Source organism: Pseudomonas sp. Choline-02u-1, from assembly GCF_002836515.1.
Taxonomy (GTDB): domain Bacteria; phylum Pseudomonadota; class Gammaproteobacteria; order Pseudomonadales; family Pseudomonadaceae; genus Aquipseudomonas.
In genome coordinates, this window is sequence record NZ_PJBC01000010.1 from 36,717 (window position 1) to 53,546 (window position 16,830).

The following is a 16,830-nucleotide window of genomic DNA, read 5'->3' on the forward strand; positions in this document are numbered from 1 at the left end:
GGCGACAGTTTGCCGTATTGGGTGAAAATCGGCAAAAAAGCACCGAAGTAATCTCCTGTTGAGACTTTTTCCACCTGTCATATACTCGGCGCTCTGTTGCCGGTGCCCTTCGATGGACGTCGGACGCAGGCTGACGTTCCTCGAAGGCTTTCCTGCGAAAAGCCCGTTCAATAATAAAAAAGGAGTATGAACAGATGGCAACACGCGAAACCGGCAACGTGAAATGGTTCAACGACGCCAAAGGCTACGGCTTTATCCAGCGCGAAGACGGGGTGGACGTGTTTGTGCACTACCGCGCGATTCGCGGGGAGGGGCATCGTTCGCTGACTGAAGGTCAGCAGGTCGAGTACGCCGTGATCAGCGGTGAGAAGGGCTTGCAGGCTGAGGACGTTGTAGGCCTGTAACACGACGCTACGGAACACCCTTGTGGGAGCGGGCTTGCTCGCGAATGCGGTATTTCAGTCGCCATGTATGTTGACTGACACACCGCATTCGCGAGCAAGCCCGCTCCCACATTTGCATCTGCATTGCCTGTTGTTAAGTGGTTTTCCAGGTGATCTCTTCTTCCCCGTCAGCGCTGATACGAATCCAGCGATCGGCGGTTTCTTCACCTTCTTCTTCAACCCAGGTTCCCGGTGCGCAACGCACTTCGACGTTCAGCGCGGCAAAGGCTGCGCGGGCGCAGGCGATGTCGTCGTCCCATGGGGTCTGGTCGCTTTCCAGGTACAGGCTGTTCCACTTGCCCACCGCTTTCGGTAGCCAGGTCACCGGCACGTTGCCGGCCTTGCACTTGTACGTCTGGCCTTTCTGCACCCAGTCGCTGCACGGGCCTAACGCGGCGCCGAGCCAGGCGGCGATGGCTTTGTGGTCGACGTCGGCGTCTTTCAGGTAAATCTCGATGTCCGGTTGGCGCATGGATGTCCTCACTGCGGGTCTGAAAAATCCATTCGCGGATTTAGCCGGCCCCGGGCCTGTGCCCGAGACCAAAAATTATTGAAGAACGAAATAATCGTAGCGCATCGACACGGTGGTCTCGAACGGCTCGGCCTGGTCGATCACCGCCGCACGACGCTCGGCACTGGCACGCCAGCCGTGGGGCGTCATCGCCAACAGGTTGGCGCGATCCTCGGGCTTGTCCAGGGTCAGTTTGAATTCCAGGGTTTCGCTGTGCGCCAGTGCCATGCCGGCTGGCACCAGAGCCAGATGCTTGTCGTCGGTGTACTCGCGGACCTCGTCGTACAGGCGCTCGCGCAGTTCCATCAGATGGCCGCGAGTCGGGCCGACTTTCATCAGACCACCGCCGATGCTGAGCAGCCGCTTGGCTTCCTCCCAGTCCAGCGGACTGAAAACGCTGGCGAGAAACTGGCAACTGCCTGAAGCCAAGGGCACGCGCGCCATGCTGGCAATCAACCAGGTAATCGCCGGATTGCGTTTGCAGGCGCGTTTGACCGCTTCGCGAGAGATATCCAGTGCGTAGCCGTCAGCGTTGGGCAAAGCCTCGGCGATTTGCGCGGTGTAGTAACCCTCGCCACAACCGATGTCGACCCAGCGATCCGGCGCATAACCGGCGGCCAGTTCGGCCAGGCGCCTGGCCACCGGTGCGTAATGCCCGGCGTTCAAAAAGTCACGCCGCGCCTCGACCATCGCCTGATTGTCGCCCGGGTCGCGGCTGTTCTTGTGCTGCACCGGCAACAGGTTCAGATATCCCTGACGCGCACGGTCGAACCGATGCCCGGCAGGGCAGACTACGCCGTTGTCCACCGCATTGAGCGGTTCACTGCAGATGGGGCATGCGAGCATCAGGCGAGCAACTTGATCAGAGTCTGGTAATAGATTTCGGTCAGCACATCGAGGTCCGCCGCCAGCACGCGCTCGTTGACCTGGTGAATGGTTGCGTTGACCGGGCCCAGTTCAACCACTTGCGTGCCCATGGTCGCGATGAAGCGGCCATCGGATGTGCCGCCACTGGTTGACGCTTTGGTTTCGCGACCGGTGATGTCCTTGATGCTCGACGACACTGCATCGAGCAGCGCGCCCGGTTCGGTGAGGAATGGCAGGCCGGACAGCGCCCAGTCGATGTGCCAGTCCAGGCCGTGCTTGTCGAGGATGTCGGCGACGCGTTTCTGCAGGCCTTCGACGGTCGATTCGGTGGAAAAACGGAAGTTGAACACCGCCACCAGATCACCGGGAATCACGTTGGTCGCGCCGGTGCCGGAATTGAGATTGGAAATCTGGAAACTGGTCGGCGGGAAGAAATCGTTGCCGTGGTCCCAGTGCTCGGCGGCAAGTTCCGCCAGCGCCGGAGCGGCGAGGTGGATCGGGTTTTTCGCCAGATGCGGGTAGGCCACGTGCCCCTGCACGCCTTTGACCGTGAGCCTGGCACCGAGGGAGCCGCGACGGCCGTTTTTCACCACATCGCCGACCAGCGTGGTGCTCGATGGCTCGCCAACGATGCACCAGTCCAGACGCTCGTTGCGCGCCACCAGACGTTCGACCACAGCCTTGGTGCCGTGATGCGCCGGGCCTTCTTCGTCGCTGGTGATCAGGAACGCGACCTTGCCTTTATGGTTCGGGTAATCGGCGACGAAGCGTTCAGCGGCAACGGTCATCGAAGCCAGGCTGCCTTTCATGTCCGCCGCGCCACGGCCGCAGAGCATGCCGTGTTCGTCGATGATGGCGTTGAACGGATCGATCTGCCATGCGGTAACCGGACCGGTAGGCACCACGTCGGTGTGGCCGGCGAAGCACAGCACCGGGCCATCGTTATTGCCGTGAGTGGCCCAGAAATTATCCACATCTTCGATGCGCATCGGCTCCAGGGTGAAACCGGCATCGCCCAGGCGCTGCATCATCTGCTTCTGGCAGTCAGCGTCGACCGGGGTCACGGAAGGACGGCGGATCAGGTCGATGGCCAGTTGAAGGGTCGGCGATAGGTCGGCGTGGGCCGTCATGTAATAACTCCGGGGTGCGCACGGTAAACCTGTAGGAGCTGCCGAAGGCTGCGATCTTTTGATCTTGTTTTTGAAATCAACAGCAAAATCAAAAGATCGCAGCCTTCGGCAGCTCCTACGGGATGTGTTGGCATTGAAAAAGGCGACCATTCTAATGCAAAACGGCGACCCGAAGGCCGCCGTTTGACGTTAAGCAGTAACCGATCAAGCAGCGGCAGGCTCAGCCTTGGCCACAGGTTTGGGCAGCGACGACAGGAACGCCATGATCAATGCCGCCAGATACGGCAGCGACTGCACCAGCAGCATGGTTACCCAGAAGCGCATGTCATTGCTCGGAATGCCCTGCACCAGGAAAATCCCCAGCGCCGCGCCCCACAGCAACAGCATGATGAACAACTCTTCGCGAGCCTCGCTGATCGCCACCCAGAAACCATGGTTGTCGGCATTTTTCGGCGTGCGGAAAAACGGAATGCTGCTGGTGAAGAAACCGTACAGCACCGCTTTGGCGATGGTGTGCGATAACGCCAGCCCGGCCAGCGCCGCGCAGAACGCATCCTTCAGATTCACGCCGACGGCGCGGCGATAGAGGAAGATGATCTTGCCGACCTTGAACACGAACAGCGCCAACGGCGGGATCGCGAAAATCAGCAACGGCGGATCGACCCGTTGCGGCACGATGATCATCGCCGCTGACCACAACAGCGCGCCAACGGTGAAGAAGATGTTCATGCCATCGGCGACCCACGGCAGCCAACCGGCGAGGAAGTGATAACGCTGACCGCGAGTCAGTTCGGTGTCCTTGCCGCGCAGCAGGCTGCGGGTGTGGCGCTTGATGATCTGGATTGCGCCGTAGGCCCAACGGAAACGCTGTTTCTTGAAGTCGATGAAGGTATCCGGCATCAGGCCCTTGCCGTAGCTGTCGTGGTAATACGCCGCCGACAGCCCTTTCTCGAACACGCGCAGACCCAGTTCGGCGTCTTCACAGATGCACCAGTCGGCCCAGCCCAATTCTTCCAGTACCGAGCGGCGGGTCATGGTCATGGTGCCGTGCTGAATGATCGCGTCACGGTCGTTGCGGGTCACCATGCCGATGTGGAAGAAGCCTTTGTATTCGGCATAGCAAAGCTTCTTGAAGGTGCTTTCGTTCTGGTCGCGATAATCCTGCGGCGACTGCACCACGGCGATTTTCGGGTCGGCGAAGTGCGGCACCATGTGCTTGAGCCAGTTGGGGTGCACGCAGTAATCGGAGTCGATCACCGCGATCACTTCGGCATCCTTGGCGGTGTGCGGAATCAGGTAATTCAGCGCGCCCCCCTTGAAACCGGCCAGTGGCGATACGTGGAAGAACTTGAAGCGCGGGCCGAGTGTCGCGCAGTAATCGCGCACCGGCTCCCACACCGCCGGATCCTTGGTGTTGTTGTCGATGATCAGGACTTCAAAGTCCGGATAATCCAGTGCAGCGAGGGCGTCGAGGGTCTGTTTGACCATCTCCGGCGGCTCGTTGTAGCAGGGCACGTGGATCGACACTTTCGGTCGGTAATCGGAATCGCCCAGCACCGGCAGGAATTCCCGCCGGCGTTTGTGAATCCACACCGCTTCGGCCAGTTCATGGGCCTCGGTGAGCAGGACAATGAACACCCCGAGCGCACCGAGCGCCAGGAGGAATCCGACCGTGAGGCTGAACCACGTGCTGTATTGCTGGCTGTAGTCGTAACCGATGTACACCAGCACCGAACCGCACAGGAACGCGATAAACGTCAGGAACGTGCGGCCGCGCTGGCGCAGCGCCGAGCCGTCGATCATCAGCAGGGTCAGCGACAGCAGTGCCAGCACCACCGAGCCGATGGCCAGCACGCGCCACTGCGGAATCGCCACCACCGGGCCTTCGAAATTGAATTTCTGCTGACGCGCGGCGTTGAACACGCCCCAGTAAGCGCCCACAGAACCTTCGTCGCTGGCCTTCCAAGGCTGATCGAACGCTTCGATCACGAAGTAGTTGAAGCCTTGGCGATTGAGCTTGTTGACCAGAGTGCGCAAATAAATCGCCTGATCTGCCGGCGATGCGTCAGCGCCACCGCGCATGCGCCCATTGCTCGGCCAGCCGACTTCAGACAGCAGCAGCGGTTTTTTCGGAAAGAGCTTTTTCAGGTCGCGGGCGCGGTCGAAAACGAACTGGCCAGCCTTGTCCACCGGAATGAATTCCCAGTAGGGCAAGACATGGGCGGCAATCAGGTCAACGTGCTTGGCCAGTTGCGGGTATTTCTCCCAGATGTGCCATTGTTCGGAGGTGGTTACCGGCACTTTGACGGCAGCGCGCACCCGATCCAGCAGAACGATCAAGGCCTCAGGGGTGATCTCTTCGCGAAACAGCGCCTCGTTGCCGACCACCACGCGCACCACGCTGCGCGAGGTATTCGCCAGTTCGATGGCTTTAACGATTTCCCGTTCGTTGCGTTCCTGATCCGGGCTGATCCAGATACCGAGGGTCACACGCAAACCGAACTCTTCAGCCAGTTTCGGGATGTCTCCCAGCGAACCGTCCACCGAATAGATACGGATGTTGTCGGTCAGCTTGCTCATGATTTCCAGGTCACGGCGCATTTCGTCGTCAGACGGATATTGATCCTTCTGTGGGAATTGCCCCTGCTGGAATGGCGAATAAGAGAAGCCGGAGATTTGCTGCGGCCAGTCCGGCGCCGTGACCGGGCGATTGACCAGCGCCCAGAAACCGGTGAACAAGGCAGCGATGGCCAGCACCACCACCAGGTTGAGTCCAAATTTACGCGATGACATAGCTGTTTCGGGTTCCAAAGGCTGTGGAACGGAGGATCGGTAGGCTAATACGCCGAAGGGCGCGCATCCTACACCGACAGTTCGCCGGTCGTACATCAGACAGGGAAATGGCTCACATTGGGCAAGCCTCTTTGACTTAAGTTCTTGCACTTGTCGCTTGCAGCTTAAAACTTGTCGCTGCGTAGCCCTATAATGCGCGCCGGTTTTTGGGGTAATGGTCATGAGTACAGAAGATCCGCGGTTTGCAGGCATCGCCCGTTTGTATGGCATCGAGGGCCTGGAACGCTTGCGCGCCGCCCATGTGGCGATCGTCGGCGTCGGTGGCGTCGGTTCCTGGGCGGCGGAAGCCATGGCCCGGTGCGGGGTTGGCGAGATTTCGCTGTTCGACCTCGACGACGTCTGTGTCAGCAACGCCAACCGCCAGTTGCACGCCCTGGACAGCACCGTGGGCAAACCCAAGGTCGAAGTGATGGCCGAGCGTCTGCGCGGGATCAATCCCGATTGCACGGTGCACGCCGTGGCCGATTTCGTCACTCGCGACACCATGGCCGAATACATCACGCCGAACATCGACTGCGTGATCGACTGCATCGATGCGGTCAATGCCAAAGCGGCGCTGATCGCCTGGTGCAAACGCCGCAAGATCCAGATCATCACCACCGGCGGCGCGGGTGGGCAGATCGACCCGACGCTGATTCAGGTCTGCGATCTGAATCGCACCTTCAACGATCCGCTGGCTTCGAAAGTCCGTTCGACTTTGCGCCGGGACTACGGCTTTTCCCGCACCGTGACCCGCCACTACAGCGTGCCGTGTGTGTTTTCCACGGAACAGCTGCGCTATCCGAAACCGGACGGCAGCATTTGTCTGCAGAAGAGTTTTGTCGGCGACGGCGTAAAACTCGACTGCGCCGGCGGGTTTGGCGCGGTGATGATGGTCACGGCGACGTTCGGCATGGTCGCGGCGACCAAGGCTGTGGACAAGATTGTGGCGGGGGTGCGGCGCCCTTCGGACCGAGTAAAACCTCAGGCTTGATGTTGGGGCTGCTGGCCCCTTCGCGAGCAAGCCCGCTCCCACATTGGATCTGTGGTGTAAAAAAATCCCCTGTGGGAGCTGGCTTGCCAGCGATGGCGATTAACCGGCCAATTCATTCATCCGCTGGAGCACGGCATTCAAGCCATTACTGCGCGAGGGCGATAGCTGGCGCGACAGGCCGAGCTGATTAAACCAGTCAGGCAAGTCGATTTGCTTTAAATCAGCCGCCGACAAGCCGTTGACCCGCAGCAGCAATAAAGCCACCAACCCGCGAATCATCCGCGCATCGCTGCTCGCCCTGAACTGCCAGTGCCCGTCGCGCAAATCCCCGACCAGCCACACCTGACTCTCACAGCCATGCACTCGGTTGGTCTCACTCTTTTGCGCGTCATCCAGCGCTGGCAAGCGATCACCAAACTGCATCAGCAATCGCGCCCGCTGCTCCCAGCCCGCCGCGTTTTGGAAAGTCTGCAGCGCTTCGGCCGCTTCCACCGGCAAACTCATCGCAACAGCTCCAGCGCCTGATCCAGCGCCTCGAAAAAGCGCTCCAGATCTTCCGAATCGTTGTACAGGGCCAGCGACACGCGAATCGCGCCGGCCAGTTCGAAGCTTTTCATCAAAGGCATGGCGCAGTGATGCCCGGCACGCACGGCGATGCCTTGTTCGGTGAGCAGATGCGCGAGATCGGCGTTGTGCACGCCGTCGACGACAAAACTGGCCAGCGCCAGTTGCGGCGTGCCCAGCAGGCGAATGCCATTGCGTGCGGCAAGCCCACGCAGCAGATAGTCGTGCAATGCCGCTTCATGGGCAGATACGGCGTCCTGATCCAAACCGGCCAAGTAGTCGAGGGTCGCTCCGAGGCCGATGACACTGGCGATCGGCGGTGTGCCTGCCTCGAACCCCAACGGCGCGGGGCGGAAGCGCGAATCCTGATAATTGGCATCGAGCACCATTTCGCCGCCGAACTGCCAATGCTGCAATTGCTCCAGCGCAGCGTTGCGCCCGAACAGCACGCCGAGCCCATCGGGGCCATACAGTTTGTGGCTGGAAAATACATAGAAATCGCAACCCAGCGCCTGCACATCATGCCGGCCGTGCACCACACCCTGCGCGCCATCGACCACCGTCAGCGCATTCTGCGCCTTGGCCATGCCGAGCAAAGCGGTCAGTGGCTGCCAGGCGCCGAGCACGTTGGACAACTGGCTGACCGCCAACAAGCGTGTGCGCGGGCCGATCAGATGCACGGCAGCGGCGAGATCGATCAGGCCGTCGGCGTCCAGCGGCAGGATCACCAGTTTCAGCTGACGGCGTTGCGCCAGTTGCTGCCACGGCAGCAGGTTGGCGTGATGCTCCAGTGCGCTGATGACAATCTCATCGCCCGGCTGAAACAGAGGCTCCAGACCATAAGCCAGCAGATTCAGCGCACTGGTGGCGCCGTGCGTGAAAATGATCTGCCCGCTGTCACCGGCATTCAGCCATTGGCCTGCCTTTCGGCGACTGTCTTCGAACGCCTGAGTCGCGTGCGCGCCAGGCAGGTGTTGCGCACGATGCACATTGGCCGCGCCATTGGCGTAGTAATGCGTCAGTGCGTCGAGCAGGGCTTGAGGTTTTTGTGTAGTGGCGGCGCTGTCCAGATAGGTCTGGTCTTGCCGTTGCAGTGCGGCGATAGCCGGGAAATCGGCGCGCCAGGGGGAGGGGATCATCATGTTAGCGGGCCCAGGAGGGTGTACGCCTGACCCTGTGGGCGCGAGCTTGCTCGCGAAGGGGACCTGTCAGCCAACATGGTTGCCGAATGACAGACCGCTTTCGCGAGCAAGCCCGCTCCTACAGGTATTGGGTGGTGCTGCTTAGTTATGAGCGTGCAGCGCTTCGTTCAGTTCGATCGCCGATTTGTGGGTTTTGCATTCCACGGCACCGGTTTCCGAATTGCGACGGAACAGCAGATCAGTCTGGCCAGCCAGCTCACGCGCCTTCACGACCTTGACCAGATTGTTGTGCTCGTCGAGCAGTGCAACCTTGGTGCCGGCGGTGACGTACAGGCCTGACTCGACAGTGTTGCGGTCGCCCAACGGAATGCCGATACCGGCATTGGCGCCGATCAGGCAGCCTTCGCCGACCTTGATCACGATGTTGCCGCCGCCCGACAGGGTGCCCATGGTCGAGCAACCGCCGCCCAGGTCCGAACCCTTGCCGACGAAGACGCCAGCGGAAACGCGGCCTTCGATCATGCCCGGGCCTTCGGTGCCGGCGTTGAAGTTGATGAAACCTTCGTGCATGACGGTGGTGCCTTCGCCGACATAAGCGCCCAGACGCAGACGTGCGGCATCAGCGATACGCACGCCGGCCGGTACCACGTAGTCGGTCATTTTCGGGAATTTATCCACCGAGAACACTTCCAGCAGCTCGCCGCGCAGACGCGCTTCGAGTTGCATTTCCGCCAGTTCGCTCAGGTCGATGGCGCCCAGGCTGGTCCACGCCACGTTCGGCAGCAGTGGGAAAATACCGGCGAGGCTGACGCCGTGCGGCTTGACCAGACGGTGCGAGAGCAGGTGCAGTTTGAGGTAGGCCTCAGGTGTCGAGGTCAGTTGTGCATCTTCAGCCAGCAGCGTGGCGACCAGTGGCTTGTGGCTCTCGGCCAGACGGGTCAGCAACTTGCCCTGGACGGCGTCGATGCCTTTGACCGCTTCAGCCAGTTGCGCGGCCTGGGCAGTGGTGAAGGTGATGGCCTGGTTGCCTTCGGTGTAACCGAGGATCGGCGCAACAGCCGCGACCAGTTCAGCCGAAGGGTTGAGCAGTGGCTGGGCGTAGAACACTTCCAGCCATGCGCCTTGACGGTTCTGGGTGCCGACACCAAAGGCGATGCTGAACAGGGAATTGGACATGTGAATACCTCTACAAAGAGTGACGGGCTGCTTACTTCAGAGCGGCCGCGTAGATGTCTGGCTTGAAGCCAATCAGGGTTCGGTCACCGAGATCGAGCACCGGGCGCTTGATCATCGAGGGTTGTGCGAGCATCAGTTCGATGGCTTTCGACTGGTCGAGATCGGCTTTGCGTTCGTCGTCGAGTTTGCGAAAGGTCGTGCCGGCGCGGTTCAACACGGTTTGCCAACCGTGCTCGTCGCACCATTGGGTCAGGTGCTCACGGTCAATGCCGGCGGTCTTGTAATCGTGGAAGTCATAGCTGACAGCGTGTTCATCGAGCCAGGTGCGCGCCTTTTTCATGGTGTCGCACGCCTTGATGCCGAAAAGGTGCAACGTTTTACTTGAAACGGCCAAGGAATCGCCCCCTTTACAGGTGCTGGAAAAAAATGGTGACGGATTATGCCATGACCGGACGGTTTCGCGGCGCCTCAGGGCAATTTGGCAATGCAAAACCCTGTAGGAGCTGACGAGTGAAACGAGGCTGCGAGCTTTTGATTTTGTTTTTAAATATCAAAAAATCGCAGCGTGCCGCAGCTACCACACGAGAGCCGTGCAGGTGGGCTGCGACATAGGTGCAACGGTCAGCCACAGCCTAAGGCGCTAATATGGCAGTTCAACGCTGTCGACCGTCTGAGATTTTCGTTTTATGCAAACTGCTTACACCGTCCTGATCCTGCTGACGCTGGTCAGCGTCTCGCGCCTGCTCGGGCGAGTCATCCCGTTGCCGTTGCCGCTGGTGCAGATCGCCGCCGGCGCCTTGCTCGCCTGGCCGACTTTGGGCCTGCACGTCGCCCTCGATCCCGAGCTGTTTCTGTTTCTGTTTTTGCCGCCACTGCTGTTTTCCGATGGCTGGCGCATGCCCAAACGCGCGCTCTGGCAATTGCGCGGTCCGATACTGACCCTGGCCGTCGGCCTTGTGTTGTTCACAGTGGTCGGTGCCGGATTTTTCATTCATTGGCTATTGCCGACGATCCCGCTGCCCGTCGCTTTTGCCTTGGCGGCGGTTTTGTCACCGACCGACGCAGTGGCGGTTTCGGCAATTGCACAGAACCGCTTGCCGACACCGCTGATGCACATGCTGCAAGGCGAGGCGCTGATGAACGACGCCTCGGGTCTGGTGACCTTCAAGTTTGCCTTGGCAGCGGCAGTGACAGGCGTGTTCTCGCTGACCAACGCCAGTCTGACCTTCGTCGCCGTGGCGTTCGGTGGCCTGGCGGTCGGCGTGGCACTGAGCTGGCTGGTGGGGCGCCTGCGCGCATGGATGATCAGCCGTGGCTGGGATGACCCGGCCACTCACGTGGTGTTCATGTTGCTGCTGCCGTTCGCCGCGTACGTATTGGCCGAACGTCTGGGCGCTTCCGGGATTCTTTCGGCGGTGGCGGCGGGGATGATGCAGAGCTGGCTCGATCTGCTGCCGCGCCAGACCAGTACGCGATTGCTTAATCGCAGCGTTTGGTCGCTGCTCGAATTCGCTTTCAACGGCTTGATCTTCTTGCTGCTCGGTCTGCAACTGCCGGACATCATCAAAGCTGTCGTCAGCCACGAACCCACCTTGTGGCCGACGCTGTTCTATCGCTGCCTCGATGTACTGGCGATTTTCGTCGCGCTGGTGTTGCTGCGATTCATCTGGGTACAGAGCATCTGGCGCCTGTCGGTGTTGCTGCGCCGGTTGCGCGGCAAGGGCGAGCTGACCCAGGTGCCGACGGCGCGCTCCTGCTGGTTGCTGACGGTCGGCGGTGTACGCGGGGCGGTGACGCTGGCGGGCGTGATGTCGGTGCCGATGCTGATCGGCGCCGAGGCTTTTCCTGAGCGCGACTTGCTGATCTTCATCGCTGCCGGAGTCATTCTGCTGTCGCTGGTCTCGGCCTGTATCGCGCTGCCGTTGTTGCTGCGCGGCATCGACAAAAGTCCCGACGACAAACGTCGTCAGGAAGTGCGCGATGCCTGGCGCAAGACTGCTGAAGCTGCGATCCACTCGCTGGAAACCGAAGAGGTCGTGCCGCAGGATGCCGCTCAAGCGGCGCTGGCAGCGGAGCTCAAAGCGCGGATCATGTCCGAATATCGCCATCAACTGGAGGTGTTCAACGATTCCGCCGAAGCCCAGGCGCTGGCATTCCAGATGGATCTGCTTGAGCGTCGGCTGCGTCTCAAGGCGCTGCGCGCGCAACGCCTCGAGTTGTATCGCCTGAGCCGTCAGCATCAGATCGGTGATGATGTGCTCAGAGAGGTATTGGGGGAGCTGGATCTGAGCGAGGCCAACCTGGGGCAGGTCAAGTAGGCCAAGCGTCACTTGGGATAGAGCAGTCGCATCAGGCGTTTGTCTTTTTTGCTGATCTTGCGATTGATCGGGACGTGCCAGTCGCCCACCGTTAGTGCATTCGCTACAGGGTGATGCATGATCGAACGCTTGTCATAGGCGGTGAAAATGGCATCGAGCGTGTTGAAAGAGGCGAACAGATTGTGGTCGACCTGCTCGCGGGTCAGCGGATTCATTGGCCGATTTTGATAGAACTCATACACCTTGGGTCTATCCCACGGAATGTTGGCCTGAGGGTGCTGGTGCTCGTGCAGTGCTCCGAGAGCATGACCGAATTCGTGGGTCACGATCACCTCGAAGTCGGCATGATCGGGTTTGACTCCCAGATTCATGGTCGCGTGGTCTGGATGAATCAGCAGCGCATCGGTGCCGAGCATCGAGCTGTTGTCATTATTCTTTGTGGCGATACGGATATCGCCTTTCCGATCGTCGACGAATTCAAACTTGAGGTTGACGTACGGTAACCAACGGCTGGCCGCGTCGATGATTCTGCGTTTGTGATCGCGCTCGGGTGCATCCATGAAGGCAATCTTCAAGGTGCGGCCGTTAGCCCACAATTTTGAGTAATCGAGCACAGATCGCTTGCGGCGCGAACGGGTCGCGCTGTCGGTGCCGGCGTTGGCCGGGTTTTCATTGATCGCAGCCAGGTAGGCCGCTTGATTGTCTGGCCACTGAACGAGTTGGCAATCCAGGAGTTCTTGCATTTCACTTCTTCCTTGAAGTTGAGGGCTCTATGGAGACGCGGTTTAAGACTAGCGTCTGGACGGCAAAAAGGCGGGGTACAGGAATAGGCGAACTGTTACGCGATGTTTGAATCGCCTGTGCCGGATTGCCCGGCACAGGCGATCGGGTGTTACCGGCGGCGCTGAATGAAGTCGCGAATGCGTTCAGCCGCTTCGACACACTCGGCCAGCGGCGCAACCAACGCCATGCGCACGCGGCCTGCCCCTGGATTGACGCCATCGACATCGCGCGACAGGTACGAGCCAGGCACCACGGTCACATGTTCGTGCTCGAACAGATCCCGGCAGAACGCCGCGTCATCGCCCTGCACATTCGGCCACAGATAGAAGCTGCCATCCGGACGCTGTACGTCCATGACCGGGCTGAGGATGTTCAGCACTGCATCGAATTTCTCGCGATACAGCGCACGGTTGGCGCGCACGTGCACTTCGTCATTCCACGCGGCCACGCTGGCCAGTTGGGTCTGCACCGGCATCGCGCAGCCGTGGTAGGTGCGATACAGCAGGAAGCCTTTGAGGATGTCGGCATCGCCGGCAACGAAGCCTGAACGCAGGCCCGGCAGGTTGGAGCGCTTGGACAGGCTGTGGAAGACCACGCAGCGCTTGAAATCCTTGCGGCCGAGTTCGACGCAAGCACTCAACAGGCCCGGCGGCGGGGTCTGTTCGTCGAAGTACAGTTCGCTGTAGCACTCGTCGGCGGCAATCACGAAGTCGTACTGATCAGCCAGCGCGATCAGCTTCTTCAGGGTCTCGACCGGAATCAGCGCGCCGGTCGGGTTGCCGGGCGAGCACAGGAACAGGATCTGGCAGCGCTGCCAGATCTCTGGCGCTACAGCATCGAAGTCCGGGTTGAAGCCGTTTTCATCCAGACACGGCAGGTAGTGCGGCTTGGCCCCGGCGAGAAACGCCGCACCTTCGTAGATCTGATAGAACGGGTTGGGGCTGACCACCAACGCATCGTCGCCACGATTGACCACGGTCTGGGTGAAGGCGAACAGCGCTTCACGGGTGCCGTTGACCGGCAGCACGTTGCGCGCCGGATCGATCCAGCCGTTCGGCACGCCAAAGCGACGCTCGCACCAGCCGGCGATGGCTTCGCGCAGGGCCGGGATGCCGAGCGTGGTCGGGTACACCGCCATCTGATCCAGATTGTTCGCCAGCGCTTCGGCGACAAAACTCGGCGAGCGGTGTTTCGGTTCGCCGATCGACAGGGCGATCGGGCGCTTGTCCGGGTTCGGCGTGACGCTGCCGAGCAGGGCGCGGAGCTTTTCGAACGGGTACGGCTGGAGCTGGTTCAGAGCGTTGTTCATCGGGGCTGGGTCTCTCGCAAAGCCATTTGAATCCGAGGCGCCATCAAATACTGAGGCGCGACAATTTGATATCCGGTTCCTGATTGACGCTCAGCTGTTCGACGATCGCATCCTGCAAACGGCTGCACAGCAGCGGGTCGGACAGCGGCTGATTGTGCGCGTCAGTGATGAAGAACACGTCTTCCACACGCTCGCCCAAGGTCGCAATCTTGGCGTTCTGCAGCGACAGGTCGAACTCGAGGAAAATCCCCCCGACACGCGCCAGCAGGCCCGGCCGGTCGGGCGCAGTCAGTTCCAGCACGGTCACCGGACGCTGCGCGTCGTTGTGAATCGTCACTTGCGGGGCAAAGGCAAAATGCTTGAGCTGACGCGGCACCCGGCGCTGGATGATCGTCGGGTAGTCGTCCGGGTTACGCAGGGCTTCGGTGAGGCCCTCGCGGATCTGCTTGATCCGCGCCGGGTTATCGCCGATCGATTCGCCTTCGTTGTCGAGCACGATGTAGGTGTCGAGGGTGAACTGGCTGCTCGAGGTGATGACCCGCGCGTCGTGAATGTTCAGGTTGAGCTGGTCCATCGCCGCCACGGTCACAGCGAAGAAGTCGTGCTGATCCGGCGCATAAATGAAGATCTGCGTGCCGCCCTCGAACTCGCGCTGGGTGGTTTCCTTGATCAGCACCAGCGGCCCGCCATCGACCGGCTGCTGCAGGATCGCGTCGCTGTGCCAGGCCACGTCGCCGGCGGTATGACGCAGGAAATAGTCATCGCCCAATTGCGCCCACAGCTGCTCGACGTCATCCGGGTCGGTGCCACCGCGCACCAGAATATCCAGCGCCGCACTTTGCGTCTGGCGAATCTGTTCTTCGCGATCCACTGGATTTTCCAGGCCCCGGCGCAGGGCCCGTTTGGTTTCGGTGTAGAGCTGGCGCAGCAGGCTGGCGCGCCATGAATTCCACAGCGTCGGATTGGTCGCGTTGATATCCGCCACGGTCAGCACGTAGAGGTAGTCGAGGCGCGTTTCATCGCCGACCGCCTGGGCGAAATCGTGGATCACCTGCGGATCGGACAGATCCTTGCGCTGGGCAGTGGTGGACATCACCAGGTGGTTCTGCACCAGCCAGACGATCAGGCGGCTGTCCCACACCGGCAACTGGTGGCGCTGGCAGAACGCCTCGGCATCGACCGCGCCGATCTCCGAGTGATCGCCGTGCCGACCCTTGCCGATGTCGTGGTACAGGCCGGCCATGTAAATCAGTTCAGGCTTGGGCAGCTTGGCCATGAGCTTGGCCGCCAGCGGAAATTTCTCCGAAACCTGGGTGTACTGCAGTTTGCGCAGGTGCTTGATCAGATTCAGCGTGTGCGCGTCGACCGTATAAATGTGGAACAGGTCGTGCTGCATCTGCCCGACTATAAAGCCGAACTCCGGCAAGTAGCGCCCAAGAATGCCGTAACGGTTCATCCGCCGCAGATTGCGGTGGATGCCGATCTTGCACTTGAACAGCTCGATGAACAGGCTGGTGTTGCGGATGTCGTTGCGGAAATTGTCGTCGATCAGATGACGATGTTCGCGCAGCAGACGAATGGTGTCGGCGCGCACGCCTTTGATTTCCGGCTGCTGGGCCATCAGCACGAAAATTTCCAGCATGGCGAACGGCGTGCGGCGGAAGACATTGTCGTTGCGCGCCTCAATGTAGCCGTCATGCAATTGGAAGCGCGAGTTGATCGGCTGCGGCGGCGCTTCGTCTTCCGGAGCGAGGATGACTTCCTCGAAGTGCTGGATGATCAGATCGCTCAGTTGGGCAATGCTCATCACCGTACGGAAGTACTGCTGCATGAAGTTTTCGACCGCCTGTTTGGCGTCGTCTCCTTCAAAGCCGAGCAGGCCGGCAATGGTGCGCTGGTGATCGAACAGCAAGCGGTCCTCGGAACGACCGGCGAGCATGTGCAGGGCGTAGCGCACTTTCCACAGAAATTCCTGCGAGGAAGCGAGCAGGGCGTTTTCGCTTTCGACCAAAAAGCCTTCGCCAGCGAGGGCGCGCAGGTTCAGGGTGCCGTACTGACGTCGGGCCACCCAGAGAATCGTCTGGATATCGCGCAGGCCACCGGGCGAGCCTTTGACGTTGGGTTCGAGGTTGTATTCGGTGTCGTTGTATTTGTGGTGACGAGCCTTTTGTTCGGCACGCTTGGCCAGGAAGAACTCCTTGGCCGGCCACATGTGCGCGGTGCTGGTGACTTCGAGCATGCGCTGGCGCAGACGCTCGGGGCCGCAGATGGTGCGACTTTCCATCAGATTGGTGACCACGGTCAGATCGGCGCGGGCCTCTTCGGCGCATTCGTCGACCGAGCGCACGCTCTGGCCGACTTCCAGGCCAATGTCCCACAACAGCGTCAGAAAACGCTCGATGGAATCGCGGAAAACTTCGTGGTCGGCACTGTCGAGCAGGATCAGCAGATCGATATCGGAGTAGGGGTGCAGTTCGCCGCGGCCGTAGCCGCCGACCGCCACCAGAGCGATATCGGCGTCTTCGCTCCAGTTGAACTGCTCCCAGGCCTTTTGCAGGATGTTGTCGACAAACCAGGCACGGTCTTCGATCAGGCGGCGGATGTCGCGGCCATTGCGAAAGCGCGTGTCGAGGACCTCGCGGGCCTGGCGGATCGCCTTCTTGAACGCCGCGATAGGACTCGCTTTGAGGGCCAGTTCAGCCTGGAACTGGCCGCGGTCGAAGAGTTCGGGATCCACCTGCGGCATCGATTGGCTTTCCTT

General features: G+C 60.6%; 14 protein-coding genes. 3 read left to right on the top strand and 11 right to left on the bottom strand.

Annotated elements, in window-relative coordinates; translation table 11 throughout:
* The first annotated feature begins 194 nt into the window (after window positions 1-194).
* A complete protein-coding gene (locus tag CXF97_RS08305; protein ID WP_101157840.1) occupies window positions 195-404 on the top strand; it encodes a cold shock domain-containing protein in 210 nt (69 codons plus the stop codon).
* A gap of 133 nt (window positions 405-537) precedes the next feature.
* Here CXF97_RS08305 and CXF97_RS08310 read toward each other — a convergent pair whose 3' ends face one another.
* The 4 genes from CXF97_RS08310 to CXF97_RS08325 all read right to left on the bottom strand — a co-directional run bounded on the left by CXF97_RS08310 (window position 538) and on the right by CXF97_RS08325 (window position 5,744).
* Complete coding sequence (locus tag CXF97_RS08310) at window positions 538-915, bottom strand: hypothetical protein (RefSeq protein ID WP_101157842.1); 378 nt, start codon at window positions 913-915, stop codon at window positions 538-540.
* Window positions 916-990: 75 nt separating this feature from the next.
* Window positions 991-1,800 (bottom strand): putative RNA methyltransferase, encoded by an 810-nt coding sequence (locus CXF97_RS08315; protein WP_101157844.1) that lies wholly within the window; start codon window positions 1,798-1,800, stop codon window positions 991-993.
* The gene (gene dapE / locus CXF97_RS08320) at window positions 1,800-2,951 is read right to left on the bottom strand and encodes a succinyl-diaminopimelate desuccinylase (RefSeq protein WP_101157846.1); all 1,152 of its coding nucleotides are present in this window, start codon (window positions 2,949-2,951) and stop codon (window positions 1,800-1,802) included. Before dapE ends, CXF97_RS08315 begins: the two co-directional genes overlap by 1 nt.
* A 204-nt stretch (window positions 2,952-3,155) precedes the next feature.
* Window positions 3,156-5,744: a glycosyltransferase gene (locus CXF97_RS08325; protein WP_101157848.1), complete on the bottom strand. Its 2,589-nt coding sequence runs from the start codon at window positions 5,742-5,744 to the stop codon at window positions 3,156-3,158.
* Window positions 5,745-5,958: 214 nt separating this feature from the next.
* On the opposite strand from CXF97_RS08325, the gene tcdA reads away from it, so the two are divergent.
* The gene (gene tcdA, locus CXF97_RS08330) at window positions 5,959-6,777 is read left to right on the top strand and encodes a tRNA cyclic N6-threonylcarbamoyladenosine(37) synthase TcdA (protein WP_071174533.1); all 819 of its coding nucleotides are present in this window, start codon (window positions 5,959-5,961) and stop codon (window positions 6,775-6,777) included.
* 99 nt (window positions 6,778-6,876) lie between these two features.
* Here the strand turns inward: tcdA and CXF97_RS08335 are convergent, their stop codons facing one another.
* The 4 genes from CXF97_RS08335 to CXF97_RS08350 all read right to left on the bottom strand — a co-directional run bounded on the left by CXF97_RS08335 (window position 6,877) and on the right by CXF97_RS08350 (window position 10,053).
* Window positions 6,877-7,281, bottom strand: a complete 405-nt coding sequence (locus CXF97_RS08335; RefSeq protein WP_101157850.1) for a SufE family protein — start codon at window positions 7,279-7,281, stop codon at window positions 6,877-6,879.
* Window positions 7,278-8,483: an aminotransferase class V-fold PLP-dependent enzyme gene (locus CXF97_RS08340; protein WP_101157852.1), complete on the bottom strand. Its 1,206-nt coding sequence runs from the start codon at window positions 8,481-8,483 to the stop codon at window positions 7,278-7,280. The genes CXF97_RS08335 and CXF97_RS08340 overlap by 4 nt, the downstream gene beginning before the upstream one ends.
* Window positions 8,484-8,624: 141 nt before the next feature.
* Window positions 8,625-9,659 carry a 2,3,4,5-tetrahydropyridine-2,6-dicarboxylate N-succinyltransferase gene (dapD, locus tag CXF97_RS08345; RefSeq protein WP_101157854.1) on the bottom strand — a complete coding sequence of 345 codons (1,035 nt, stop codon included), beginning with the start codon at window positions 9,657-9,659 and terminating at the stop codon, window positions 8,625-8,627.
* A gap of 31 nt (window positions 9,660-9,690) precedes the next feature.
* The gene (locus CXF97_RS08350) at window positions 9,691-10,053 is read right to left on the bottom strand and encodes an ArsC family reductase (RefSeq protein WP_093104271.1); all 363 of its coding nucleotides are present in this window, start codon (window positions 10,051-10,053) and stop codon (window positions 9,691-9,693) included.
* A gap of 292 nt (window positions 10,054-10,345) precedes the next feature.
* Between CXF97_RS08350 and CXF97_RS08355 the strand changes: the two genes are divergently transcribed.
* Window positions 10,346-11,977 (top strand): Na+/H+ antiporter, encoded by a 1,632-nt coding sequence (locus CXF97_RS08355; RefSeq protein ID WP_101157856.1) that lies wholly within the window; start codon window positions 10,346-10,348, stop codon window positions 11,975-11,977.
* 8 nt (window positions 11,978-11,985) lie between these two features.
* On the opposite strand, the gene CXF97_RS08360 is transcribed toward CXF97_RS08355, so the two are convergent.
* The 3 genes from CXF97_RS08360 to CXF97_RS08370 form a co-directional block, all read right to left on the bottom strand.
* Window positions 11,986-12,720, bottom strand: a complete 735-nt coding sequence (locus CXF97_RS08360) for a M12 family metallopeptidase (protein WP_101157858.1) — start codon at window positions 12,718-12,720, stop codon at window positions 11,986-11,988.
* A gap of 149 nt (window positions 12,721-12,869) precedes the next feature.
* Window positions 12,870-14,069: a succinyldiaminopimelate transaminase gene (gene dapC / locus CXF97_RS08365; RefSeq protein WP_101157860.1), complete on the bottom strand. Its 1,200-nt coding sequence runs from the start codon at window positions 14,067-14,069 to the stop codon at window positions 12,870-12,872.
* 43 nt (window positions 14,070-14,112) lie between these two features.
* A complete protein-coding gene (locus CXF97_RS08370; protein WP_101157862.1) occupies window positions 14,113-16,815 on the bottom strand; it encodes a [protein-PII] uridylyltransferase in 2,703 nt (900 codons plus the stop codon).
* Window positions 16,816-16,830 lie beyond the last annotated feature (15 nt).

What these genes read in the sequence shown, in the direction of transcription:
- dapD (WP_101157854.1), bottom strand. Translation starts at nt 9,659, where the DNA reads ATGTCCAATTCCCTGTTCAGCATCGCCTTTGGTGTCGGCACCCAGAAC.
- CXF97_RS08355 (WP_101157856.1), top strand. Translation starts at nt 10,346, where the DNA reads ATGCAAACTGCTTACACCGTCCTGATCCTGCTGACGCTGGTCAGCGTC.
- CXF97_RS08310 (WP_101157842.1), bottom strand. Translation starts at nt 915, where the DNA reads ATGCGCCAACCGGACATCGAGATTTACCTGAAAGACGCCGACGTCGAC.
- CXF97_RS08315 (WP_101157844.1), bottom strand. Translation starts at nt 1,800, where the DNA reads ATGCTCGCATGCCCCATCTGCAGTGAACCGCTCAATGCGGTGGACAAC.
- CXF97_RS08340 (WP_101157852.1), bottom strand. Translation starts at nt 8,483, where the DNA reads ATGATGATCCCCTCCCCCTGGCGCGCCGATTTCCCGGCTATCGCCGCA.
- CXF97_RS08305 (WP_101157840.1), top strand. Translation starts at nt 195, where the DNA reads ATGGCAACACGCGAAACCGGCAACGTGAAATGGTTCAACGACGCCAAA.
- CXF97_RS08360 (WP_101157858.1), bottom strand. Translation starts at nt 12,720, where the DNA reads ATGCAAGAACTCCTGGATTGCCAACTCGTTCAGTGGCCAGACAATCAA.
- dapE (WP_101157846.1), bottom strand. Translation starts at nt 2,951, where the DNA reads ATGACGGCCCACGCCGACCTATCGCCGACCCTTCAACTGGCCATCGAC.
- CXF97_RS08325 (WP_101157848.1), bottom strand. Translation starts at nt 5,744, where the DNA reads ATGTCATCGCGTAAATTTGGACTCAACCTGGTGGTGGTGCTGGCCATC.
- CXF97_RS08335 (WP_101157850.1), bottom strand. Translation starts at nt 7,281, where the DNA reads ATGAGTTTGCCGGTGGAAGCGGCCGAAGCGCTGCAGACTTTCCAAAAC.
- dapC (WP_101157860.1), bottom strand. Translation starts at nt 14,069, where the DNA reads ATGAACAACGCTCTGAACCAGCTCCAGCCGTACCCGTTCGAAAAGCTC.
- tcdA (WP_071174533.1), top strand. Translation starts at nt 5,959, where the DNA reads ATGGTCATGAGTACAGAAGATCCGCGGTTTGCAGGCATCGCCCGTTTG.
- CXF97_RS08370 (WP_101157862.1), bottom strand. Translation starts at nt 16,815, where the DNA reads ATGCCGCAGGTGGATCCCGAACTCTTCGACCGCGGCCAGTTCCAGGCT.